Genomic DNA, 22,811 nt, shown 5'->3' with positions numbered 1-22,811 from the left:
CCGTCGCGTGACGCGCGGCGCGACCGGCGTAAGCGGAGCGTCAATGCGGAGGTCTGGGACGCTAAGAAGGCGTAAAGGACCTCGGAAATGGGCTTATCGGGCGCTTGACTCACGTCGGCTCGTCTTGGGACGTGCCGTTAGAAGAGAGGTTTCGAGAGATGTCCGTCGTGGTGTTCACGGTGCTGACAGTGGCGCTCTTCGCCCTGTTCGGCTTGATCCAACGCGGGGTGGAACGGCTGTGACTCAGAACATTATCGGTCTGGTCCTGGCCATCGGCATCGCCGTTTATCTAGTGGCAGCGCTGCTGTATCCGGAGAGGTTCTAAGTGAGCACGACAACAGCCGGGATCCTGTTCGCAGTATCCCTGGTCATCGCGCTGGCCGCGGTGCATGTGCCGCTTGGCGACTACATGTACCGGGCTTACAGCAGCGAGAAGCACTCCAAGGCCGAAAAGGGCATCTACAAGCTGATCGGCGTGCAGCCGGGCGTGGAGATGACCTGGGCCGTCTACGCGCGCAGCGTGCTGGCCTTCTCGGCCATCAGCGTGCTGTTCCTTTTCTTCCTGCAGTTGATTCAGGGCAAACTGCCGTTGCACCTGAATGATCCGGGCACCAAGATGACCCCGGATCTGGCGTGGAACACCGCGATCAGCTTCGTCACGAACACGAACTGGCAGAACTACGCCGGTGAGTCGACGATGGGGCACGTCGTACAGGCCGTGGGCCTGTCCGTGCAGAACTTCGTTTCGGCCGCCGTCGGTATGGCCGTGGCGGTCGCGCTGGTGCGCGGTTTCGCCCGTCGCCACACCTCCGAGCTCGGCAACTTCTGGGTGGATCTGGTGAGGGGAACCATCCGAATCCTGTTGCCGCTGGCGGTCGTGTTCGCCATCGTGCTCGTCGCGGGTGGCGTCATCCAGAATCTGCACGTCTACGACCAGGTCGCTTCGACGGTGGGCAATACCGGTTCGCAAACCCTGCCGGGCGGACCCGTTGCCAGCCAGGAATCGATCAAGCTGCTCGGCACCAACGGTGGCGGTTTCTTCAACGTGAACTCCGCGCACCCGTTCGAGAACCCGACGGCGTGGATCAACTGGGTCGAGATCTTCATGCTGCTGGTGATCAGCTTCTCGCTGCCGCGCACCTTCGGTCGCATGATCGGCTCCAAGAAGCAGGGCGCGGCCATCGCCGCGGTCATGGCCACCCTGGCCATCTTCAGCGTCACGCTGATGAACCTCTTCCAGCTGCAGCACCACGGCACGGTCCCGTCGGCCATCGGCGCGTCTATGGAGGGCGTGGAAACCCGCTTCGGCGTGGCGAATTCGGCGACCTTCGCGGCCGCGACGACGCTCACCTCGACCGGTGCGGTGGACTCCGCGCACGACTCGTACACCAGCCTCGGCGGCATGATGACGATGTTCAACATGCAGCTCGGTGAGGTCGCGCCCGGTGGTACCGGTTCGGGTCTCTACGGTCTGCTGATCCTGGCGGTCATCACCGTGTTCGTGGCGGGCCTGATGGTCGGCCGCACCCCGGAGTACCTGGGCAAGAAGATCAACCCGCGCGAGATCAAGCTGGCCGCCGCCTACTTCCTGGTGACGCCGCTGATCGTGCTGACCGGCACCGCCGTCGCCATGGCCCTGCCGGGCGAGCGCGCCGGAATGGCCAACTCGGGTCCGCACGGCCTGTCGGAAGTGTTGTACGCCTTCACTTCCGCGGCCAACAACAATGGTTCGGCCTTCGCCGGTCTGTCGGGCAATACGCAGTGGTGGAACACCGCGCTGGGTCTGGCCATGGTGTTCGGCCGTTTCATTCCGATGATCTTCGCGCTGGCGCTGGCCGGTTCGCTGGCGGCTCAGGGTCACACCCCCGCCTCCGAGGGCACGCTGCCGACGCATCGGCCGCAGTTCGTCGGCATGGTCGCGGGCGTCACCATCATCCTGGTCGCGCTCACCTTCCTGCCCATGCTGGCGCTCGGCCCGCTCGCTGAAGGAATCCACTCATGAGCACTCCCGTAATCGATTCCGCGCCGGTGAAGGACGCGCCAGGCAACGCCAAACGCGGTGTCTCGGCGGGGTTGTTCGACCCCAAGATGCTGGTCAAGGCGCTGCCGGACGCGGTGAAGAAGCTGGATCCGCGCACTATGTGGCGCAATCCGGTGATGCTGATCGTCGAGATCGGCGCGGTCTGGTCCACCATTCTGGCGATCACCAAGCCGACGTTCTTTTCCTGGGCCATCGTCGTATGGCTCTGGCTGACAGTCATTTTCGCCAACCTGGCCGAGGCCGTGGCCGAGGGCCGCGGCAAGGCGCAGGCCGACGCACTGCGCAAGGCCAAGACCGACACCGTCGCTCGCCGCCTCGTGAACTGGTCCCCCGGGGCGCGGGTGGTCGAGGAGAGCGTCGCGGCTCCGGAACTGCAGCGCGGCGACTTCGTGGTCGTCGAGGCCGGGCAGGTCATTCCGGGCGACGGTGACGTCGTGGAAGGCATTGCGTCGGTGGACGAGTCGGCCATCACCGGTGAATCCGCACCGGTGATCCGCGAGTCCGGCGGTGACCGTTCCGCGGTCACCGGCGGCACCACGGTGCTGTCGGACCGCATCGTCGTCAAGATCACCCAGGAGCCGGGCGGCTCGTTCATCGACAAGATGATCGCGCTCGTCGAGGGCGCCTCGCGGCAGAAGACGCCGAACGAGATCGCGCTCAACATCCTGCTGGCCGCGCTCACGATCATCTTCGTGTTCGCGGTGGCGACCCTGCAGCCGCTGGCCATCTACTCCAACCTCGGCGGCATCGTCAGCAACCAGGCGCTCGACATCAACGGTGTCACCGGCATCGTGATGGTCTCGCTGCTGGTCTGCCTGATCCCGACCACCATCGGTGCGCTGTTGTCCGCCATCGGTATTGCCGGTATGGACCGCCTGGTGCAGCGCAATGTGCTCGCCATGTCCGGTCGTGCCGTCGAGGCCGCCGGCGACGTGAACACGCTGCTGCTGGACAAGACCGGCACCATCACCCTGGGTAACCGTCAGGCCTCGGACTTCGTGCCGATGCCGGGCGTCACCGCCGACGAAATGGCCGATGCCGCACAGCTTTCCAGCCTCGCGGACGAGACCCCCGAGGGCCGCTCCATCGTGGTGTACGCCAAGACCGCGTACAACAAGCGGGAGCGCACCCCCGGTGAGCTCACCGGCGCGACCTGGGTGGAATTCACCGCCCAGACCCGGATGTCGGGTGTGGACCTGGCCGACGGTCTCCAGTTGCGCAAGGGCGCGGCCAGCGCCGTCACCGAATGGGTGCGCAGCAACGGCGGGGAGATCCCCAACGAGGTCGGCGTGACCGTCGACGGCATCTCCGCTTCCGGTGGCACCCCGCTGGTGGTGGCGGAGATCAAGCAGGGCACCGCCAAGCTGATCGGCGTCATTCATCTGAAAGACGTTGTGAAGCAGGGCATGCGGGAGCGCTTCGACGAGATGCGCAAGATGGGCATCCGCACGGTGATGATCACCGGCGACAACCCGTTGACCGCCAAGGCCATTGCCGACGAGGCGGGCGTGGACGACTTCCTCGCGGAGGCGACTCCGGAGGACAAGCTCGCGCTCATCAAGAAGGAGCAGGCGGGTGGCCGCATGGTCGCCATGACCGGCGACGGCACCAATGACGCTCCCGCTCTCGCGCAGGCCGACGTGGGTGTGGCCATGAACACCGGTACTTCCGCAGCCAAGGAAGCCGGCAACATGGTCGACCTGGATTCCGACCCGACCAAGCTGATCGAGATCGTGGAGATCGGTAAGCAGTTGCTGATCACCCGTGGTGCGCTCACCACGTTCTCGATCGCCAACGACATCGCCAAGTACTTCGCGATCATTCCCGCGATGTTCGTGGCGCTGTTCCCGGGCTTGGACGTCCTCAACATCATGCGGCTGCACTCGCCGCAGTCGGCGATCCTGTCGGCGGTCATCTTCAACGCGCTCGTCATCGTGGGTCTGATCCCGCTGGCGCTGCGCGGTGTGAACTACCGGCCGTCGAGTGCGTCGAAACTGTTGAGCCGCAATCTCTACATCTACGGCATCGGCGGCATCGTCGCGCCGTTCATCGGGATCAAGCTCATCGACCTTGTCATTCAATTCTTCCCCGGGATGTCCTAATGCGTATGTCAGCCTGGATCAGGCAACATGTGGCGGCGCTGCGCGCGCTGCTGGTGCTCACGGTGATCACCGGTCTCATCTACCCGGCCGTGATCCTGGGTATCTCGCAGATACCCGGGCTCAAGGACAAGGCCGACGGCTCGCTGATCACCAAGGACGGAAAGCTGGTGGGCTCCAGCCTGATCGGGCAGGCGTTCACCGACGGCAAGGGCAACGTGCTGGTGCAGTACTTCCAGACGCGCCCGTCCAACTCCGCCCCGTCCGACGGCAGCATTCCCGACGGCTACGACCCGACCAACACCTCCTTCGGCAATATGGGCCCGGAGTCCGTGGTGGACACCCTGGACGCCAGTGACCCGAAGAAGGACAAGCAGAGCCTGCTCAGCACGGTGTGCTCGCGCAGTGCGGCGGTCGGCCAGCTCGAGGGTGTGGACGGCAGTCGTCCGTACTGCACCTCCGGTGGCGTCGGTTCGGTGCTGGCGCTCATGGGTCAGCGGGACGCGCACGGCAAGGTGACCCACCCGACCCAGGTGATCAGCATCAACGAGGCCTGCTCGACCGATGCCAAGAACCCGACCGTGCCGTTCCTGGACGCGTACGAGGGTGTGAAGGTCGAGTGCGCCAAGCGCGGCGAGGACTACTCGAACGGCCAGATCGTCCCGATCCGCGGCAACGCCTCGGTCGACACCCCGGTCCCGACCGACGCGGTCACCGCCTCGGGCTCCGGCCTGGACCCGCAGATCTCCCCGGAGTACGCGGCCATCCAGATCGCACGAGTCGCCAAGGCCCGCAACGTCTCTCCCGACCAGATCAAGGCCGTGGTGGACGCCCACAAGAGCGGCCGCGCCCTGGGCTTCATGGGTGAGCCCACCGTCAATGTCGTCGACCTGAACTACGACTTGGACAGCAAGTACCCGTTCAAGGCCTGATCAGCCGACACCCGGGCCCCGGTCACCTCGCTCACGAGGGTGACCGGGGCCCTTGGCATTTCACGGGTTGATGACTGTCAAGGATCCGTCAAACCGGGGCCGGGAGTATTGCCCGGGGATCCGGGATGGGTTGATATTGCTGCATGACCCCAACTGCCCTGGAGCGTTTCGGCTTCGGGAGCGAGGACGAGCCGCCGAGTCCGGCGTAGCTCGTCCATCGAAATCATTGCCGCGCAGCCGATCTGCGCCGAGCGCTGTCGTCGCCGTGTATGCGACATTCCAAACATTCTGATGGGAGAACTATGTCCGCAAGCTCGTCCAGCACCCGCACCGTCCTCGTCACCGGGGCCGAAAGTCGCCTCGGTTTCGCTACCGCGGAAAGGGTGATCGCCGATGGCGACACTGTCATCGCGCACATTCTGGACAAGAGTCGCGCCGACGAGACGCTGCGGCTGCTGCAGGCGGCCGCACGGCCGGGGCAGGTGCGCATGGTGCAGGCCGACTTCGCGCGGCTGACCGAGGTCGATGAGCTCGGCCGAGTGCTGGCGGCGGAGCTTTCCGGTCTGGACGCGCTGATCAATACCGCGTCCATGGCCGCGCCGCAGGCGAAGACTCACACGGAGGACGGGCACGAGCTCACCTTCCAGGTGAATTATCTTGCGCCGCAGCGACTCACCATGGCTCTCGTGCCCGCGCTGGCGGCGGTGAACGGACGCGTGGTCACGGTGACCTCACGGCTGCACCTGGGCGGCAATATCGACTATTCCGATCTGGACCGCAACCGCGGTATCTACACGCAGACCTCGATCTACGCACAGTCCAAGCTGGCGCTGACCATGTTCAGCCGCTCGCTGGCCGAGACCGGCCCGGCGGGGCTGACCTCGGTCAGTGTGTACCCCGCCGACTTCGAGATCGACGTACCGCGTTTCCGCAACCACCGCACCGCGCCGCTCGACTCCGCCGCCGAGGTGCTGGTCGCGCTCAGCGCACCAGGCACTCCGGTCGTGAACGGTGGCTACTACGAGGGCCGCGACCAGGCCAACGCCGCAGCGCTCGTGCGCAGTTCGCGCGCCCGCACCCGACTGGCCGCGTGGAGCAATCGACTCGCGCGCACGGCCTGAGTACGGCCACCGACCCAACCAGCGCTGACCAAGCCTGCGGCCCTCCCAGCACCGGCATGTCACGGTGGGCCGAGGATAGGAGCCGCCGCGGAACCCACAGGTATCCGCGGCGGCTTCGTCGTAGAAACCCACCCGTTGTGCCGGTCGGTGGGTTCGGGCACGGTGGCGTGCCGGGAGTTGTGGCGCCGCAGCCGGTATCGTCCGGCTCGACGCGCGGAACTGCCCGCACGGAGGAGGAAGCACCGTGACCGAGCAACGACCCAGCGAGACAAAAGGTGATGCACCCCCGACCCCGCCGACGCCGGGCGCATCGGTCGCACACGACACGGCGCGGCTGGCGGTCGTGGTCGGGGCGCTCGGCGTGGTGTTCGGCGATATCGGTACCAGCCCGATCTACACCCTGCAGACGGTGTTCGATCCCAATGACCCGCATCCGGTTCCGGTCAGCCGGGACAATCTGTTCGGGGTGGTGTCGCTGGTGTTCTGGTCGGTCATGATCATCGTGACGGTTACCTATGTGCTGCTGGCCATGCGTGCCGACAATGACGGCGAGGGCGGCATCATGGCGCTCATCACCTTGCTGCGCCGGTGGGTCGCGCCGGGCGGGCGGCGCACGGCCATGGTGCTGTCGGCACTCGGGATCTTCGGCGCCTCACTGTTCTTCGGCGACAGCATGATCACGCCGGCGATCTCGGTGCTGTCGGCGGTCGAAGGCTTGAAAGTGGTGCAGCCCTCGCTCGGTGATCTGGTCGTGCCGATCACCGTGGTGATCATCGTCGGGCTGTTCCTGGTGCAGCGGCGTGGCACCGCGGCGGTGGGGCGGATGTTCGGGCCGGTGATGATCGTGTGGTTCGCGACGATCGGCCTGCTGGGCGTCACCGGCATCGCCAAGCATCCGGAGATCCTGAAGGCGCTGTGGCCGAGTTACGCGCTGGGATTCCTGTTCGGCCACTTCGGAATCGCGTTCTTCGCCCTCGCCGCGATCGTGCTGGCTGTCACGGGCGCGGAGGCGCTCTACGCGGATATGGGGCATTTCGGCCGCCGCGCCATCACCCGCGGCTGGCTGTTCCTCGTCTTCCCGGCGTGTGCGCTGAGCTATCTGGGTCAGGGTGCGTTGATCCTCGACGATTCGAGCAATATCAGCGCCCCGTTCTTCCTGCTCGTCCCCGGTTGGGGGCGACTGCCGATGGTCATCCTGGCGACCGCGGCCACCGTCATCGCCTCGCAGGCGGTGATCACCGGCGCGTATTCGGTTGCCGCACAAGCCGCCCAGCTCGGTTACCTGCCCCGACTGCGGATTGCGCACACCTCCGAATCGACCATCGGTCAAATCTATGTGCCGTGGATCAACTGGCTGCTGATGGTCTCGGTCTTGACCCTGGTGTTCGCGTTCCGCAGTTCGGCGGCACTGGCTTTCGCCTTCGGCATGGCCGTGACGGGCACCATCACCATCTCGACCCTGTTGTTCTTCTATGTGGCGCGGGCGCGCTGGCGGACGCCGCTGTGGCTGATCGGGCTCGGCGCGATCCCGCTGCTGGCGGTCGATCTGCTGTTCTTCGCGGCGAACCTGACCAAGTTCGTGCACGGCGCCTGGCTGCCGCTGTTGATCGGCCTGACCGCGTTCACGATCATGACGACGTGGCAGCGTGGCCGCCAAATCGTGACGGCCGAACGGGAAGAACGTGAGGGATCGCTGCGCGTGTTCATCGATCACCTGCAGGACGAGCCCTCGATCGTCACCGTCCCCGGCACCGCGGTATTCCTCAACCGCGGCAAGGAAACCGCCCCGCTGGCCATGCGCGCCAATGTCCAGCACAATCACGTGCGGCATCAGCAGGTCGTGTTCCTGTCGATCAAAACCGAACTGGTGCCGCGTATTCCGGCCGACCAGCGCATCGCCATCGACCACCTGGACTTCCGTGACGACGGCATCATCCACGTCACCGCCCGCTACGGCTACGCGGAAACCCCTGACGTCCCCGCCGCCCTGGCCCTGCTCGACCCGGCCGAAACCGAAGGGCCCCTGGACCTCGACCACGCCTCCTACTTCCTGTCCACTATCGAACTGCTCCCCGGAACCGCCCCGACCATGGCCCGCTGGCGCAAACGGCTGTTCATCGCCACCAGCCACATCACGGCCGACGCCGCAGAGTATTTCGGCCTGCCCCGCGAGCGCACGGTCATCATGGGCTCGCAGGTCGAGGTGTAGCGCCTAGATCGCCCGCTCGAGGGTGACCGTCATGGTCAGGCCCCCGCCCGGGGTGCCTTCGGGAACGATGCTGGCGCCCATGGCTTCCGCCAGACCGCGCGCCAGCGCCAGGCCGAGCCCGATGCCATTGCCGTTGTGGCGGTCACCGAGGCGCTGGAACGGGAGGAACACCCGCTCGTGGTCGACGGGGTCGATACCGGGTCCGTGGTCGATGATCTGGATCCGGACGGCCCCGTTCCCGGTGTCGGTGGCTGCCACGGTCGGTGGCCGGCCGTCGGGGCTGTAGCGCAGCGCGTTGGCGACGAGGTTCACCAGGACCCGTTCCAGCAGTACGGAATCCGCTCGAATCAGCGGGAGCAGGGGGTCGACGGTGGCCCCCACCAAACCGGTGGCGTCGAGGTCGTGCAGCGCGCGGGGCAGGACCTCCTCCAGCGCGACGTCCTCGAAATGGACGCCGATGACACCTGCCTGCAACCGGCTCATATCGAGCAGGTTGGTAACCAGACGGTTCAGGCGCGTGAGGGATTCCTCGGCCGCGTCCAGCAGCTGGGCTTGATCCTCGGCGGAGAATTCGACGCTGGTGTCCTGCAGGCTGGTGACCGCCGCCATGGCGCCGGCCAGCGGGGTGCGCAGGTCGTGGCCGACGGCGGCCAGCAGCGCGGTGCGCATCCGGTCGGTTTCGGTGAGCGGTGCGACGGCGGCGGCCTGTTCGGCGAGCCGCTGCTGCTTCAGGGCGACGGCCGCCTGCACCGCGAAGGCCGCGGCGACGCGCTGGTCGGCTGCCTCCAGACGGCGACCACGCAGGGCCAGGGTGAGTCGGTCGTCGGCGGGCACTTCCACGTCGCCGCAGCCGGGTGCCGTGCAGGGTTCGCCGCCGGTGGTCGCCACGATCCGCCACTGATCCGGATCGTGTCGTAGATCCGGATCGTCCACGCTGTTCTCGACCCGTTCCAGCAGTGTGACCGCATCCATGCCGAAGCTCTCGCGGACCCGTTCCAGCAGTGCGGGCAGGGCGGAGTCGCCGCGCAGCACATTGCCTGCGAGGGTGGACAGGGTGTCGGATTCGGCATGCGCCCGTGCCGCCTCGGCCGTGCGCCGGGCCGCCAATTCGACCGTGGCGCTGACCGCGACCGCGACCACCAGGAAGATCACCAGCGCCAGCAGGTTCCCGCGATCACCCACGGCCAGACTGTGTTTGGGTGGAATCAGGAAGTAGTCGAGCAGTGCGAATCCGCCGACGGCGGCGAGCGCGGCCGGATAGAGGCCGCCGATCAATGCCACCGTGACGACGGCTCCGAACAGCAACACGATGGTGGCCGCCAACGGCAGCCCGACCGCGAGCGCGGCGGCGAGCACGCCGGGCAGGCCGATCAGCGCCGTCGCGAGTCCGATCAGCCTGCGCCGCATGCTCAGTGCGGGTGGCGTGTGCCGGCTGCGACGGGAGGTACGGGTGGCCTCGTGCGGCACCAGGTGCACATCGATCGCATCCGAGCGGACACTGATGGTCGCGCCCACTCCGGCCGACAGCCGTGCGGCCAGCGGCCCGCGTCGGCTCGCGCCGAGCACCAGCTGGGTGGCGTTCACGCCCCGCGCGAAATCCAGGATGGCCGTGGGGATGTCGTTTCCGAGCACCTGGTGGTAGCTGCCGCCGAGGTCTTCGACCAGTCGCCGCTGCCGGGCCAGATGATCGGGTCCGGTATCGACGAGCCCGTCGCTGCGCGTCACGTGCACCGCGAGCAGGTCCGCGCCGGTGGTGCGGCCCGCGACACGGGCGGCGCGCCGGATGATGGTGTCACCCTCTGGGCCGCCGGTGAGCGCGACCACGACACGCTCGCGCGTTTCCCAGATCCGGGTGATGTTGTGTTCGGATCGATAATCCTCGAGCTGGTCGTCGACCTTGTCGGCGACCCACAGCAGGGCCAATTCCCGCAGCGCGGTGAGGTTTCCGGTGCGGAAGTAGTTGTGCAGCGAGGCGTCGATCTTGTTGGGCTGGTACACGTTGCCGTGTTCCAGCCGCCGCCGTAGCGCTTCGGCCGTCATGTCCACCAGCTCGACCTGCTCGGCCGCGCGCACCACCGCATCCGGGACGGTCTCGCGCTGTACGACACCGGTGATACCGGTGATGACGTCGTTCAACGACTCCAGATGCTGGATGTTGAGCGTCGACAACACCGTGATCCCGGCATCGAGCAGTTCGTCGATGTCCTGCCAGCGCTTGCGGTTACGGGAACCGGGAACATTGGTGTGCGCGAGTTCGTCGACCACGACCACCGCGGGCTTGCGCGCGAGGATCGCATCGAGGTCCATCTCCGTGAACTCGGAGCCCTTGTAGTACACGGTCTTCCGTGGAATCAGCTCCAATCCGTCGAGCAGCGCGGCGGTGTGCCTACGACCGTGCGTCTCCACCAGCGCGAGCACCACATCGGTGCCCCGGCTCGCGCGGCGCCGCGCCTCATCCAGTGCCCGGTACGTCTTGCCGACACCGGGAGCGGCCCCGAGATAGATCCGTAGCCGCCCCCGGACCGGAGGTTTCATCATCATCGCCCCGAATCGAACAGTTGACATCGACGCCACAGTAAGTCGGTTCACCGGCCCGTAGCGCTCTGGCCTGCAATCTTTTCGGAATCCAAACGTCGGTGACCGTAAATGAACAATTCGGAATACGGCCTGTTCTTCGCGCTTTATTGACGGACACCGGACCGAATCTCGAAGAGGATGGGGCCCATGCGTACTCGGTTCCATCACAACCTCGACCAGCTCACGGAGCGGCTGCGGACGACCTGTGAGCTCGATCATCGTGCGATCGAGCACGCCACCGGCGCGCTGTTGACGGCGGACCTCGATCGAGCCGAGCAGGCGATCAACCTGTGTGTCAGAGTCGCCGGGATGCGTGAAGCCAGCGAGCATGCCGCGATGACGCTGCTCGCGTTGCAGGCACCGGTCGCGAGTGAACTGCGGCGGGTGGTGACGGCCATCCAGCTCGTCGGCGACCTGACCCGCATGGGATCACTGGCCAATCACATCGCACTGATCGCCCGCCGCCGGCATCCCGGCCGCGCGGTACCCGAAGCGGTGGAGCCGGTGATCGCCCGCATGGGTGCGGTCGCCGCCGCGGTCGCCGAAAGCGCTGCCGCGGTGTTGAATTCGTGCGATCCGTACGATGCCGCGCAACTCGACAACCAGGACGACGCGATGGACCAGCTCTACGGGTCCGTTCTCGATGCCGTGCTGGCGCCCGACTTCGACGGAGGTGTTATCGCCGCAGTCGATCTCGCACTGTCGGCCCGCTACTACGAGCGCTTCGCCGACCATGCCGTGGAGGTCGGCCGCCGGACGATCTTCATGACCACGGGCGAACTGAAATCGACTGTCCGGCAGGCATACAGGGCGTAAGGAACCCGCTAGGACCGTAGCGCCGTCGCGCTGTCCGCAAGTACGTTCTGACTCTTACGAGCTTGTTCATGTTCGGAGGGTTGTGGGTACACCGACGGTCAGTCAGGTCAGGTCGCTCGATGTGAGTCCGTTGCTCACGCTCGCTGACGAGTGGCGGCAGGGGCATCAGGATGCGGGCGGGCATCAGGCCACCGTTGCGGCGGATGTTGCTCTGTCGCCGGAGTTTTGGCAGGGCACGGGTGGCGACACCATGCGGGAGCGGCACGGTAAGGCCGACGATTTTCTGACGCACACGATCAACGCGCTGGTCGCGGGGGATACCGCGGCCCGCGACGGACATGCCGCGATCACCGCCGATCACCAGCGGGCGCTGGGCAAGATCGACGATGCCGAGCGCGCCGGATACCAAGTGGCAGAGGATGGTTCGGTACATCTGTCCACCACCCAGCGGCTGCTGGCGGCGGCCCTGGGGCCGATCGGCGGCATGCTGACCATGGGCGCGATGCAGCGCAACGCCTCGCGGCACAGTGGCGTGATCCAGTCCGCGCTGGGGTTTCTGGGCGACAGCCTCGACCACGCGACCGGCAGCATCACCGGCGCGTTCCAGGGCCTGGCCGCACTGACCGGTATCGCGAGTCCCGATTCCCAGGGCTCCGGCGGCGGTCTGCGCTCGCCCGATTACTACTCGATCGACTTCGGTGCCTTCTCGCCGTGGCTGATCGGTGGTGGCGGCGTGGTCACCATCACCCGCAACGGGCATGTCTACGTCGGCCCCCAGATCGGCATCGGAACGCCCGGTGACATCGAGCTTCCGGTGGTGCGCGGCGGCTGGATCAATCAGGGCGACACCCCGAGCGCGGACCAGCTCGACGGATACATCCACGGCTGGGGCGTCACCGCCTCCGGTCAAGCCGGTCCCGGCGTCGTCGGCTCGGTGGGCGAAACCTGGGGCGGGATACCGGATTTCGGCCACCTGAACGACTATTCGACCGAGGTCGGCGGCGGATTCGGCACCCCGGGTGCCGCGCTGACCGGCAGCTACATGTTCAGGATCTGGTGAGATGAAGTACGTCGGCTATACCGTCCTGATCCTGATCGGCTCGGGCACAGCGATTCTCGGGCTCATGTTGGTGACGAACCATCGCGACCTGGCCACCCGGGTGGTCGCCTACGGGCGCGAACACTCACCCTCGAGCAAAGGGTTTCCCACCTGGCCGGGCGGCATCGCGCTGATCCTGGCGGGCCTGCTGATCGTTGTTCTGACAGTTGCGAAGATCGTGCTGGGGAGATGACATGGGCGAACAGTCCCTCAACGTAGTGCCCGCATCCGTCCGCGATCTGGGCGGCAGCTTCGCCGACGCCGGTGCCGGCCTGGGCGCGATCACCACCCACACCGCGCTGCCCGCCGTCGCGGCCGGTTTGCACGGCACCTCCGTCCCCGGCGCCTGCCACTTCGGGGCCGGTATGGGCGCGTTGGCGCTGCGGATCCTGTCGACGCATCTGGGCGAGCTGGGCGAGCATTCCGCCCAGGGTGCCGCGAGCTACGAAGTCGTGGATGCCGTTGGCGCGCAGGACTTCTGCGACCTGGAAGGCGGCCTCGCCTGATGTCCGACGGATACGGCGAATCACTGTCCACGCGACTGGACCGCCTCGCCGAAGCGGTGACCGACGGCCATGTTTCGCTCAGCGCCGACGGGATACACGTCGATGTCCGCGCCAACGGTGACGTCATCGCGTTGACGCTCGACGAGCACCGGGTTCCCGATGGCCGGTATCTCGGCGCGATGATCGCATCCCTCATCAACGAGGCGCGGGGTCAGGCCCAGGCCCAGCTCGAGGCCCTGGTGAACGAGATCCAGGCCGACCCGCGCATCACGACCATCGTCGAGCAGATCGGTGATGCGCCCGCTCGAGCGCTGCCGAGGCACGGCCACCACGACACCTGGGACGACACCTTTCACGAGCGTTCCGCGTCGCCGGTCTTCGGGGATTGGGAATCGGACTGACCCGGTTCAGGGCGTGCACGTCGTAGGGTTCGGCAGCTCGCCGCAGGGGGTGTTGCCGTGTGACCGCAATACGTCCTTTCCGATACCGGTGGTGACGAATCGCAGGAAGCCCGCCGCCAGGGAGTCGGCGGGCAGTTCACCGTTGCTGTAGGCGTATTCGACGCTCCAGAACGGATAGGTGTGGTCGAGGATCTGGTCGCGTCCGGCCGGGTGGCCGTCGATGGTCACCGTCTTGACGCCGGGAGTCTGGGTGGCATCGGAGTATTCGCTGTAGCCGATCGAACCGGGCAGTTCCGCAACGGTTTTCAGCATGTCGTTGGTGACCGGGGCCTCACAGAAGGACGCGCCGGGCGGGTTCGTGGCCGCGAGGGTGCGGCAACTGGTGGCGGTCGGCGCAGGGGGCTGACCGTCGCCGAGGACCCGCGCGCGGAACGCCTCCCGGGTGCCGGAGCCCAAGGCTCGATTCACCACGCGCACCGGCAGATCCGGCCCGCCGAGCTGCTGCCAGTTGGCGACGCGACCGGCGTAGAGGTCGTGGATCTGTTGCGCGGTCAGATCGTGCACGCCCACACCGGGATTGACGATCATCGTGTACAGCGACAGGGTCAGGGTGCGGGGGAGCAGGGCCGGATAGCCGACGCCCTTGGGCCCGTCGGTGATGGCCAGCAGGCCCGGATTATTCTTGCCCTCCTCGTCGACGCGGCTCAAACCCCGGTCACTGCTGTCGAATTCGAACGCGAACTGCGCACCGGAACACTGCTTCGCATACGCCCCGGCCGCATCCCGGACGGCGGGCTCGAACGCGGTGGATCCGACCAGCGTGAGCTTGCCCGTCGCGCAGTCCGCCGAAGTCGACGACCCCGAACCGTCGTTCAGATTGAATGCGAACTGCACCGCGATGACCGCCACCAGAAAACCCATGAGCGCCAGCAGTTTCGGTGAGACGCCGACCCGGCTGCGAGTCTCCGAGACCCGCCCGCCCTTGAGCTTGGCGCGCACCACCGGATCCGGATAGGCCCCCGCCCCGGCGGTGCGCTGCAGGATCGCGAGGATCTTGTAGTGGTCACCGCGATCCATCGGCACCTTCGGCAGATCGATGATCCCGCTGCGATTGAGCGCGTCCTCGCGAGTGCCGATGCCGGTGCCCGGCTTCAGACTGTCGCCCAGGGCGTCGTCGGACAGTTCCGTCACCGCCATCCCGATCACCCGGCGGTGCGGGAAGCGGATGTGCAGCCCGACCGGGTCGTTGTCCGGCGCGGCGTAATCGGTGCTGTCCACATCGGTGATGCCGTTGTTCTCGATCCGCACCAGCACCAGCGACAGGTCCTGCAGATCCGGCGCGCTCCCGCCGCCCGCCGGCCGCAACTGCGGCAGCACCCCCGGGAACACCGACTCGATCTCCCCGGTGACCGGCGTGTCCATCTGCACCCGGTACCCCAGCCGCTTGCGCCCCACCAAGACGAATTCCCAGATGAACGCCAGGATCGGCACCGCGATGCCGATCAGGGCCAGCACGATGTCCAAGGGAAAGCCGTTCACAGAAACCCCGAATTCTGTTGTCCTACCGCGGTAACGGTCGAGAGTAAGGCCGTAAGGAATCCGTAGAGAAGCCGGGGCGTGGCGAATGGGTGCCGTCAAGACCCGCCGGTAGGGCAGGCGGCGCTCCTAGCGTCGAAACCATGGACGACCCTGCGGATGAACTGTCCGCATTGCGTGTACTGGTGAATCACCGGGGCGTGGTGGAACTGCTGGACCTGCTGGCCTCGGGGCCACGGTCGATGCGGGAGCTGCGGGCCGCGCTCGGGCTGCGGCGGCCGGGTGTCTCCCGGGTGCTGCGCGTGATCGCGGCGTACGGGCTGGTGAGCAGCGACGAGCCGGGCTCCTGGGACGACCGCCACGACGGCGCGAGCCGCGTGCGATTGACCGAACGCGGTTGGCGCACGGTCGAACTGCTGGCCAGCTTCGCGGTCTGGGAAGCCCTCTACGAACAGCCGGACTCGGTCCGCGACCGCTGAACGCCCGGCGTCACCACCAGCCCAGGATCGGCTGCAACTCGCGGTCGAGCTCGGGGGCAAGTGACCTCGAATAGCTTGCGGTCAAATGGTGTTCGTCGTGGTAGATGAGAATATTGCCCTCCACGACCGCGCACACGGTGGGCTCGCACACCGCGTTGTTGGGGTCGATCAGGTGCATGTTCGGGAAGGCGGCCGCGGGCTCGATCGCCGGATTCACCGGGGACAACGCCTCCGCGCGCGGCAGACCGCAGCTCAACCGGTTCCCGCCGCCGGCCAGACAGTCGATGGCGCGGTAGCGAATCCCGTTGCGGCGCAGCCACGGAGTGTCGCGAATGCCGATGACCTGCAGGCCGCGATCGTGCAGCGCCGACCAGACATCCACATAGTCCTGCGGGGTCTCGTCGCCGCCGTTGTCGCTGGGGCGGGTGACGGTGGTGAACACGAAGTCGGGACGTTCCACGCCGAGCCGGTCGATCACCTCCGTCGACCAGTCGCGGCAGTCCGGATTCTGCTGGCCCTTGTACACCGGATCCTCGGCGACGGTGAGCGGGCAGCCCATCTTGAGATACACGACGACCCGGAAGCGGTACTGCTCGCCTAGGATCTGCAGCGCCGGAATCCAGTGCTCGGCATGGGAATTGCCGACCACGGCGATGGTGCGATGCGCGTCGCGGTCACCGTAGGTGCAGGTGGTGACCGAGCGGGTGTCGAAGTCGGAGATGCAGCCGTCGCGGGTCGGGTAGGCGATATCCGCGGGGGCTTCCTCGGTGGTGGGCCGCATCGGTGCGCGCGGCACCAGCGCGTGATCGGTGAGCGCCGCCGCGCCAGGGTATTTGGCCGGATCCAGCTCACCGACCGCATGCGCCTTCGCGCCCATGCTCCACTGCCAGGTCAGCGTCGAGGCGAGTAGCAGGACCCCCACCGTGGACACCGCCACACCCGCGAGCAGCCGCCCCCGCGCCGGCGTGGCGGAAGGCTTGGAGCGCAGGCGCAGTGGCTCTTCCACCAGGTGATGGGTCAGGTAGGCGAGCAGCAGCGAGACCAGGATGATGAGCAGCCCGTCGAACGGGCCCGCGCCGCGCTGGTGCCGTTGCCCCAGGTAGAAGATGAGAATCGGCCAGTGCCACAGGTACAGCGCGTAGGCGAAGCCGCCCAGCTGCACGATCGGGCCGGTGGCCAGCGCGCGATTGACCAGCGGCTGATCGGCGGTGTCACGACCCGCGCCCGCGAGAATCAATGCGACGGTGGCGAGTACGGGGATCAGCGCGGCCGGGCCGGGGAAGACCAGCACGCCGTTGACCATCCACCCGCAGCACGCGATGGCCGCGATTCCCGCCCACGCGAACACCTCTCGCGTCGGCCGGGGCAGCCGGATCAGCGGTGCCGCGATGGCCAGCAGCGCACCGGTCAGCGGCTCCCAGGCGCGGGCGAAGGTGTCGTAGTAGTTCCAGCCCTGCTGGGTCGAAACGCCTTCGGTGGCATAGCAGAACGAGACGATCGCGGCGACGGCGAAGATCGCGGCCAGCGCCATCCGCAGCACGCCGCCCTGTCCGGCGCGGCGTAGCAACGGGTGTCGCACAGCCGTTTTCCATGCTCCCGCGGCCACCGCCCGGCGCAGCACCCACGCCACCAGTGCGACCGCGACCAGCATGACCAGATACATCTGCCCCTGCACCGACATCGACCACAGGTGCTGCAGCGGGCTCACCGACGGGTCGGCGGCCAGATAGTCCGACCAGGACGTCGCCAGGTACCAGTTCTGGTAGTAGAACAGCGAAGCCACCGTCTGACCCGCGATATCCGACCATCGGGTGTGCGGCAGCAGGGTGACCGTGGCGCCCACCACCGCGCCCAGCACCACGACCATGGCGGGCAGCAGCCGCCGTAGCGTGCGCCGCAAGGTGGTCAGCACGCCCACCGAGCCGCCGTCCGCGCGACGGATGAGCATGCCGGTGAAGAAGAATCCGGACAGCACCAGGAAGACGTCCACGCCGCCGGAGACCCGTCCGGCCCAGATGTGGAAGGCGACCACCAGCGCGATAGCTACGCCGCGCAATCCGTCCAGATCCAGCCGGTAGGAACCGGGAGCGGCGGGGGTGGCCGGGGCGTCCTGGCGGTCGCTGTCCGGCGCTGTCGGATGATCGGTGCTGGATATGGACATGGCGGCTGCCATTGTCGGTCAGGGTTGCTGGAAAATCACAATCGCCACACAGAAGTTGTCCGTAATGAGGCTTTTGTTGCTGGTCAGGCGAATACGAAATAGCGCAGCCACAGGTAGGGTGCAGCCACCACAATCGTGACCGCGGTCACCACTACGCCCTTGCGGGTGAATTCCCAGAACGAGATCGGATGATCCGAACGTTTCGCGATCCCGAGCATCACCACGTTCGCGCTGGCCCCGACTGCTGTGAGATTGCCACCGAAATCCGCGCCCAATGCCAGCGCCCACCACAGGGCGTCCGCCTGTGCCGGATGGTCGACGTGCTCCACCAGCTGGGCCACCAGTGGGCTCATGGTCGCCACGTACGGGATGTTGTCGATGACACCCGAGAGGACCGCCGACACCACGAGTATCAGCATGGTTGCCAGCAAGGCGTTTCCGCCGGTGAGTTCGGTCGCGGATTTCGCCAATCGGGCGATCACACCGGTTTTCACCAGCGCCCCGATCATCACGAACAGACCGGCGAAGAACAGCAGCGTCTCCCATTCCACCGCCGACAGGTAATCGCGTTGCGGCAGACCGGAAATCAACACCAGCACGCCGGCACCGAGCAACGCCACCAATGACGGTTCGAGATGGAAGAGGGGGTGGCCGAAGAATCCCGCGAAAACTCCCGCCAGCACAATTCCGCACTTGATCAGCAGGCGCGGATCGCGAATCGCCTCACGCTCGTTCAGCTGCATGATGTCGGCGGCGCGCTCGGGATCGACGTCGAAGGAACCCTTGAACAGGCGCGGCAGCAGCAGCGTGAACACCGCCAGTTCGATCAGCACGATCGGGGTCAGGTTCAGGAAGAAGTCGTTGAACGACAGGCCCCCCTTGCTGCCGATGATGATGTTGGGCGGGTCGCCGATCAGGGTGGCCGCGCCGCCGATATTGGAGGCCAGCACCTCCGCGATCAGGAACGGTATCGGCGACACCTCGAGGCGCTCGCACACCAGCATGGTCACCGGGGCGATGAGCAGCACCGTGGTGACATTGTCGAGGAAACCCGAGGCGGTCGCGGTGATGAGCACCAGCAGGATCATCACCCGCAGCGCGGAACCCTTGGCGCGCTTGGCCGCCCAGATGGCGACGTACTCGAAGACGCCGGTCTGGCGCAGCACGCCGACGATGATCATCATCCCGAGCAGCAGGTAGATGACATTCCAGTCGATGCCGGTCTCGTGCGAGTAGAAGACATCGTCGGAGTTCATGATGCCGACCGCGATCACCGCGCCCGCACCGGCCAGCGCGGCAATGGTTTTGTGCACGCGCTCCGAGGCGATGAGGATATAGGCGATCGTGAAGACCGCGATGGAGATGGCGACGGTCATAGTCGCCACCCCGGCGGGCTCAGTTCGCGAGCGCCACTTCCAGCAGCCGCGACGATGTGATCACGCCGATCAGCCGGTCGCCGTCCTGCACCGCCACCAGCGGGGACTTGTACTTCGACATCAGCGCCGCCACCTCGACGATATTGTCGTCGTGCTTGGCCGCCGGGATCTTGGTGAGCCGCTCGGGGATAACGTCGCGAACCTTCTTGCCGCGCAACCGCTTCACCACCTGCATGCACATGGAATCGTTGAGCACCCCGGCCAGCGACGGATCGTCCTGCACGTATTTGGGCACGATGAACAACACCACCTGGGAGGCGGGCAGCACCGAATGCGGCTTCCCGTTCGCGTCGATCACCAGAATCCCCGGCAGGCGATGTTCCGCGAGCAACTTCGCCGCGTCGATCGCGTCGGAGTCCAAATCGATCACCGGATATTCCTCGGCCATCTGAGCGGCATGCATATGTGCAGGATACGACGGATACCCGAGCGTCCACGCCAGGAGAATACGTCAAGATCGAATACTGGCCTCGCATCGAAACTCCCAGGTCGGACCGTACAGCCCGAGGAACTCGGACCGGCCGACCAGACTTCCCGGCGCGCCAGCGGTACAGATTCCGTAAAAGCGTACCGAGAAGCGGTTTACGTGTCGCCCGGGTGTGTCACGTCGTACACCCGGTACGCGCTGCGGATCACCGGGTAGGAGACGTTGCGGACTTCGGTGCCGCCGGGGGTGCGGCCGAATTCGGTGCCGCCGTGGGCGTGTCCGTGGATGGCGAGGACCGCGCCACCGGAGTCGACCGCGTCGGCGAGGTCCTGGCAACCCAGGCCGGGGTAGATCTTGGGCGGTTCGCCCACGAGGGTGTCGAGGGTGGGGGAGAAGTGCATGAGGGCGATGCGGAGGTCGCAGTCGAGGGATTCGAGGGCGGCGCGCAGACGGACCGCGTCGGCGGGGCCGCGGCGGAAGCGGCGTCGGTGTTCCACGCTGCCCTCGTCGGGATTGGCCCGGTGGCCGGGGAATCCGCCACTGCCGCCCATCACCCCGGCGATACCGAGCCGAATACCGTTGACGGGCAGGATGGTCGCGGTGCCCTCGAGCATGTGCACGCCGATCTCACTGAGCTGGACCGTAATTCGGTAACCGAGCCGTCGATCGTGGTCGTGATTGCCGAGCACGGCGATCACCGGAACGGGGAGGTCCGCGATCTCGGCGCACAGCGCGTCGGTCTCGCGCAGGGTGCCGCCATTGGTGAGATCGCCTGCCAGCAGCAGCACGTCGGCGTGCGCGCCGAGGTCGAGCAGCGCGGGGCGGAAGCGCCCGCGCATGCTCTCCCGCATGTGCAGATCGCCTACCGCGGCGATCCGCACTCGTCCGGTTCCGGCCTCGACCGCGCTGCCCATACCGTCAATCAGCCACAGACCAGGCGGCGTGTCAACGGCATTCCCGGTCGGCGGCCCGTTTGCGCCTAGGGCTCGAGCGGCTCCATGCGCAGGGGAACGCCGAGGCGGTTCCACATGTTGATCTGGGCGGTCACCGCGACCAGACCAGCGCGCTCGCCCTCGTCGAAGTGCTTCTCTACCGCCGCCCAGATCTCATCGCTCACCCCGTGCGGGCCGAGTTCGGTTGCGGCCTCGGCATATTCCAGCGCGGCCCGCTCGGCCTCGGTGAACAGCGCCGACTCCCGCCAGGCGCTGAGGTGCCAGACGCGGCGTTCGGTCTCGCCCTCCTTGCGGGCCTCGGTGGCGTGCATATCGATGCAGAACAGGCAACCGTTGATCTGCGAGACGCGGATCTTCACCAGTTCCCGCACAGTGGCGTCGAGCGGGCCGCGCACGATGGCGACCTCCGCGGCGACCCACCCCTTGTAGACCTCGGGGGCTACTTCGCTCAGGTTCATTCGCGACACGATGTCGTCCTTTCGTCCGGTTCGAATGCATCCCCTGGACGAGACAGCCTTGCCGAACGTGACGGGCGCACGGCTATGAGGCCGGTCACACCGGCGTGCCGGGGGCGCTGTGATGCGTCACAGCAGCGACTCAAGTCCGACCGGCCGGATTCTTACGCCCGAAAGTAAGGTGTTTGCCGTAATTGTGCGAAATGTGGCACGGGGGACAATAATCCGCACGTGGGAACTGTTCTAGTCATCGCGCTGGCTGTGTTGTTCTTCGTCACCGGACCCGCATTGGCGCTGGTAATCGTGCTCGCCGTGCGTAGTTCGGCCCGAGCCGCCATCGCCGCGCGACAGCCGCGAATCGACGATGCTCGACGGATACCCGTGCGCGCAGGTCACCCCTGAGCCGGCGCGCACGGGATCGCTCCGTCGGCTGTCCGCTAGGGGCGGGTCAGCGCGGCGTAGCGGGCAATGTGTTGGTCGGTGGTGCCGAACTCGTACTGGACTGCGGTGAGGCGCTTGAAGAAGTGGCCGATGGCCAGTTCTTCGGTCATTCCCATTGCGCCGTGCAACTGCACCGACTCCTGGCCGATGCGCCGGGCGGCGCGGCCGATGGTGGCCTTGGCGGCGGAGGCCGCGCGGGCTCGCTCCGGGGCGGGAGCGTCCAGTTTGAGGGTCACCAGATAGGTTGCGGCCACGGCCTGTTCGAGTTCCAGCAGCATGTCGACCATGCGGTGCTGCAGCGCCTGGAAGCTGGCGATCGGGACACCGAACTGCTGGCGCTGCTTGGTGTAGGCGACGGTGTCGGCGACCACCTTGCGCATCGCCCCGACCGATTCGGCGCAGACCGCCGCGATGGCCTCGTCGAGCGTCGCGGCGATGGCCGCGCCCGACTGCGCCAGCAGTAGCGCGTCGGCGGGGACCCGCAGGTCCGCGAAGCTCAGGTCGGCGGCCTGGCGCTCGTCGATGGTGCGGTACGGGCGCGCGGTCAGCCCGGCGGGCGGGTTGGCGGCGTCGAAATCGACCACGAACAAGGCGATCTCGCCGTCCACGGCCGCGGTCACCAGCAGGTGGGTGGCCAGCGGGGCGGCGGTGACCACGGTCTTCTCGCCGGTCAGCAGCCAGTCGTCGCCGTCACGGACCGCGGTGGTGGCGACGTTGGTGTAGTCGTAGCCGGATTGCGGTTCCAGGGCGGCGAATCCGGTGATCACCTCACCGGCGGCGATACCCGACAGCAGATCCTCCGCGCGCTTGCCGGAAGCGCGCCGCAGCAGGCCCCCGCCCACCACCACGGTGTCCACATACGGTTCCAGCACCAGCGCCGCACCCAGCGCCTCGGCGATGATCATCGTCTCGACCGGTCCGCCCCCGATGCCGCCCACCGACTCCGGCAGGCTGGCCCCGAGAATCCCAACCTCTTCGGCCAATCCGCGCCAGATCTCCGGCTGCCAGCCCGCCCCGGTGCGGGCCGCAGCTCGGCTGGCCTCCAACGGGTAACGCGCCGAAAGGAATTCGGTGACGGTGTCGCGGAGCAGGTCCTGCTCGGCGGTGAAAGAGAAGTCCATG

21 protein-coding genes are annotated in these 22,811 nt (G+C 66.9%); 13 read left to right on the top strand and 8 right to left on the bottom strand.

Features of this window, described 5'->3' with window-relative positions; genetic code table 11:
• Positions 1-43 precede the first annotated feature (43 nt).
• The 6 genes from kdpF (at position 44) to ACFXHA_RS36695 (ending at position 8,402) form a co-directional block, all read left to right on the top strand.
• The gene (gene kdpF / locus ACFXHA_RS36720; RefSeq protein WP_379364495.1) at positions 44-325 is read left to right on the top strand and encodes a K(+)-transporting ATPase subunit F; all 282 of its coding nucleotides are present in this window, start codon (positions 44-46) and stop codon (positions 323-325) included.
• Complete coding sequence (kdpA, locus tag ACFXHA_RS36715) at positions 326-2,002, top strand: potassium-transporting ATPase subunit KdpA (protein ID WP_379364493.1); 1,677 nt, start codon at positions 326-328, stop codon at positions 2,000-2,002.
• Complete coding sequence (gene kdpB / locus ACFXHA_RS36710; RefSeq protein WP_379364491.1) at positions 1,999-4,143, top strand: potassium-transporting ATPase subunit KdpB; 2,145 nt, start codon at positions 1,999-2,001, stop codon at positions 4,141-4,143. The genes kdpA and kdpB overlap by 4 nt, the downstream gene beginning before the upstream one ends.
• Entirely contained in the window at positions 4,143-5,072 is a 930-nt protein-coding gene (locus ACFXHA_RS36705; protein WP_379364489.1) for a potassium-transporting ATPase subunit C, read from the top strand. The genes kdpB and ACFXHA_RS36705 overlap by 1 nt, the downstream gene beginning before the upstream one ends.
• Positions 5,073-5,374: 302 nt before the next feature.
• Complete coding sequence (locus tag ACFXHA_RS36700) at positions 5,375-6,193, top strand: SDR family NAD(P)-dependent oxidoreductase (RefSeq protein ID WP_379364487.1); 819 nt, start codon at positions 5,375-5,377, stop codon at positions 6,191-6,193.
• A gap of 343 nt (positions 6,194-6,536) precedes the next feature.
• Positions 6,537-8,402 carry a potassium transporter Kup gene (locus tag ACFXHA_RS36695; RefSeq protein WP_379364827.1) on the top strand — a complete coding sequence of 622 codons (1,866 nt, stop codon included), beginning with the start codon at positions 6,537-6,539 and terminating at the stop codon, positions 8,400-8,402.
• A gap of 3 nt (positions 8,403-8,405) precedes the next feature.
• On the opposite strand, the gene ACFXHA_RS36690 is transcribed toward ACFXHA_RS36695, so the two are convergent.
• Complete coding sequence (locus ACFXHA_RS36690) at positions 8,406-10,967, bottom strand: ATP-binding protein (RefSeq protein ID WP_379364485.1); 2,562 nt, start codon at positions 10,965-10,967, stop codon at positions 8,406-8,408.
• A 159-nt stretch (positions 10,968-11,126) separates the two neighbouring features.
• On the opposite strand from ACFXHA_RS36690, the gene phoU reads away from it, so the two are divergent.
• The 5 genes from phoU to ACFXHA_RS36665 all read left to right on the top strand — a co-directional run bounded on the left by phoU (position 11,127) and on the right by ACFXHA_RS36665 (position 13,801).
• Positions 11,127-11,795 carry a phosphate signaling complex protein PhoU gene (gene phoU, locus ACFXHA_RS36685; protein WP_379364483.1) on the top strand — a complete coding sequence of 223 codons (669 nt, stop codon included), beginning with the start codon at positions 11,127-11,129 and terminating at the stop codon, positions 11,793-11,795.
• A 121-nt stretch (positions 11,796-11,916) separates the two neighbouring features.
• On the top strand, positions 11,917-12,855 hold the full coding sequence (locus ACFXHA_RS36680; protein WP_379364481.1) for a hypothetical protein: 939 nt from the start codon (positions 11,917-11,919) through the stop codon (positions 12,853-12,855).
• A gap of 1 nt (position 12,856) precedes the next feature.
• Entirely contained in the window at positions 12,857-13,087 is a 231-nt protein-coding gene (locus ACFXHA_RS36675) for a hypothetical protein (RefSeq protein ID WP_379364479.1), read from the top strand.
• Between the two features lies 1 nt (position 13,088).
• On the top strand, positions 13,089-13,400 hold the full coding sequence (locus ACFXHA_RS36670; protein ID WP_379364478.1) for a hypothetical protein: 312 nt from the start codon (positions 13,089-13,091) through the stop codon (positions 13,398-13,400).
• Positions 13,400-13,801: a hypothetical protein gene (locus tag ACFXHA_RS36665; protein WP_379364476.1), complete on the top strand. Its 402-nt coding sequence runs from the start codon at positions 13,400-13,402 to the stop codon at positions 13,799-13,801. The genes ACFXHA_RS36670 and ACFXHA_RS36665 overlap by 1 nt, the downstream gene beginning before the upstream one ends.
• Before the next feature lie 6 nt (positions 13,802-13,807).
• On the opposite strand, the gene ACFXHA_RS36660 is transcribed toward ACFXHA_RS36665, so the two are convergent.
• Positions 13,808-15,340 carry a substrate-binding domain-containing protein gene (locus tag ACFXHA_RS36660; RefSeq protein ID WP_379364474.1) on the bottom strand — a complete coding sequence of 511 codons (1,533 nt, stop codon included), beginning with the start codon at positions 15,338-15,340 and terminating at the stop codon, positions 13,808-13,810.
• A 140-nt stretch (positions 15,341-15,480) separates the two neighbouring features.
• Here ACFXHA_RS36660 and ACFXHA_RS36655 point away from each other — a divergent pair, with 140 nt between their 5' ends.
• Positions 15,481-15,816, top strand: coding sequence for an ArsR family transcriptional regulator (locus ACFXHA_RS36655; protein WP_379364473.1), 336 nt, complete (start codon positions 15,481-15,483; stop codon positions 15,814-15,816).
• Positions 15,817-15,826: 10 nt separating this feature from the next.
• Here the strand turns inward: ACFXHA_RS36655 and ACFXHA_RS36650 are convergent, their stop codons facing one another.
• The 5 genes from ACFXHA_RS36650 to ACFXHA_RS36630 form a co-directional block, all read right to left on the bottom strand.
• Complete coding sequence (locus ACFXHA_RS36650) at positions 15,827-17,977, bottom strand: acyltransferase family protein (RefSeq protein ID WP_379364472.1); 2,151 nt, start codon at positions 17,975-17,977, stop codon at positions 15,827-15,829.
• An 83-nt stretch (positions 17,978-18,060) separates the two neighbouring features.
• Entirely contained in the window at positions 18,061-19,353 is a 1,293-nt protein-coding gene (locus ACFXHA_RS36645; protein WP_379364470.1) for an SLC13 family permease, read from the bottom strand.
• A 19-nt stretch (positions 19,354-19,372) separates the two neighbouring features.
• Positions 19,373-19,816 (bottom strand): CBS domain-containing protein, encoded by a 444-nt coding sequence (locus ACFXHA_RS36640; protein ID WP_379364468.1) that lies wholly within the window; start codon positions 19,814-19,816, stop codon positions 19,373-19,375.
• 179 nt (positions 19,817-19,995) lie between these two features.
• Positions 19,996-20,754 (bottom strand): metallophosphoesterase, encoded by a 759-nt coding sequence (locus tag ACFXHA_RS36635; RefSeq protein ID WP_379364466.1) that lies wholly within the window; start codon positions 20,752-20,754, stop codon positions 19,996-19,998.
• 65 nt (positions 20,755-20,819) lie between these two features.
• Positions 20,820-21,251: a carboxymuconolactone decarboxylase family protein gene (locus ACFXHA_RS36630; RefSeq protein ID WP_379364825.1), complete on the bottom strand. Its 432-nt coding sequence runs from the start codon at positions 21,249-21,251 to the stop codon at positions 20,820-20,822.
• A 228-nt stretch (positions 21,252-21,479) separates the two neighbouring features.
• Here ACFXHA_RS36630 and ACFXHA_RS36625 point away from each other — a divergent pair, with 228 nt between their 5' ends.
• A complete protein-coding gene (locus ACFXHA_RS36625; RefSeq protein ID WP_379364464.1) occupies positions 21,480-21,650 on the top strand; it encodes a hypothetical protein in 171 nt (56 codons plus the stop codon).
• A 35-nt stretch (positions 21,651-21,685) separates the two neighbouring features.
• Here ACFXHA_RS36625 and ACFXHA_RS36620 read toward each other — a convergent pair whose 3' ends face one another.
• Positions 21,686-22,810, bottom strand: coding sequence for an acyl-CoA dehydrogenase family protein (locus ACFXHA_RS36620; RefSeq protein WP_379364462.1), 1,125 nt, complete (start codon positions 22,808-22,810; stop codon positions 21,686-21,688).
• Position 22,811 lies beyond the last annotated feature (1 nt).

The sequence above is a fragment of the Nocardia sp. NPDC059240 genome (assembly GCF_042753865.1).
Taxonomy (GTDB): Bacteria; Actinomycetota; Actinomycetes; order Mycobacteriales; family Mycobacteriaceae; genus Nocardia.
Note: the sequence above shows the minus strand (reverse complement) of the source record. Positions and strands in the feature narration are given on the sequence as shown.

Excerpts from the sequence above, each read along its gene's own strand:
- kdpF (WP_379364495.1), top strand. The coding sequence starts at position 44 with ATGCGGAGGTCTGGGACGCTAAGAAGGCGTAAAGGACCTCGGAAATGG.
- kdpB (WP_379364491.1), top strand. The coding sequence starts at position 1,999 with ATGAGCACTCCCGTAATCGATTCCGCGCCGGTGAAGGACGCGCCAGGC.
- ACFXHA_RS36705 (WP_379364489.1), top strand. The coding sequence starts at position 4,143 with ATGCGTATGTCAGCCTGGATCAGGCAACATGTGGCGGCGCTGCGCGCG.
- ACFXHA_RS36700 (WP_379364487.1), top strand. The coding sequence starts at position 5,375 with ATGTCCGCAAGCTCGTCCAGCACCCGCACCGTCCTCGTCACCGGGGCC.
- ACFXHA_RS36690 (WP_379364485.1), bottom strand. The coding sequence starts at position 10,967 with ATGTCAACTGTTCGATTCGGGGCGATGATGATGAAACCTCCGGTCCGG.
- phoU (WP_379364483.1), top strand. The coding sequence starts at position 11,127 with ATGCGTACTCGGTTCCATCACAACCTCGACCAGCTCACGGAGCGGCTG.
- ACFXHA_RS36675 (WP_379364479.1), top strand. The coding sequence starts at position 12,857 with ATGAAGTACGTCGGCTATACCGTCCTGATCCTGATCGGCTCGGGCACA.
- ACFXHA_RS36670 (WP_379364478.1), top strand. The coding sequence starts at position 13,089 with ATGGGCGAACAGTCCCTCAACGTAGTGCCCGCATCCGTCCGCGATCTG.
- ACFXHA_RS36665 (WP_379364476.1), top strand. The coding sequence starts at position 13,400 with ATGTCCGACGGATACGGCGAATCACTGTCCACGCGACTGGACCGCCTC.
- ACFXHA_RS36655 (WP_379364473.1), top strand. The coding sequence starts at position 15,481 with ATGGACGACCCTGCGGATGAACTGTCCGCATTGCGTGTACTGGTGAAT.
- ACFXHA_RS36650 (WP_379364472.1), bottom strand. The coding sequence starts at position 17,977 with ATGTCCATATCCAGCACCGATCATCCGACAGCGCCGGACAGCGACCGC.
- ACFXHA_RS36645 (WP_379364470.1), bottom strand. The coding sequence starts at position 19,353 with ATGACCGTCGCCATCTCCATCGCGGTCTTCACGATCGCCTATATCCTC.
- ACFXHA_RS36640 (WP_379364468.1), bottom strand. The coding sequence starts at position 19,816 with ATGCATGCCGCTCAGATGGCCGAGGAATATCCGGTGATCGATTTGGAC.
- ACFXHA_RS36635 (WP_379364466.1), bottom strand. The coding sequence starts at position 20,754 with ATGGGCAGCGCGGTCGAGGCCGGAACCGGACGAGTGCGGATCGCCGCG.
- ACFXHA_RS36630 (WP_379364825.1), bottom strand. The coding sequence starts at position 21,251 with ATGAACCTGAGCGAAGTAGCCCCCGAGGTCTACAAGGGGTGGGTCGCC.
- ACFXHA_RS36620 (WP_379364462.1), bottom strand. The coding sequence starts at position 22,810 with ATGGACTTCTCTTTCACCGCCGAGCAGGACCTGCTCCGCGACACCGTC.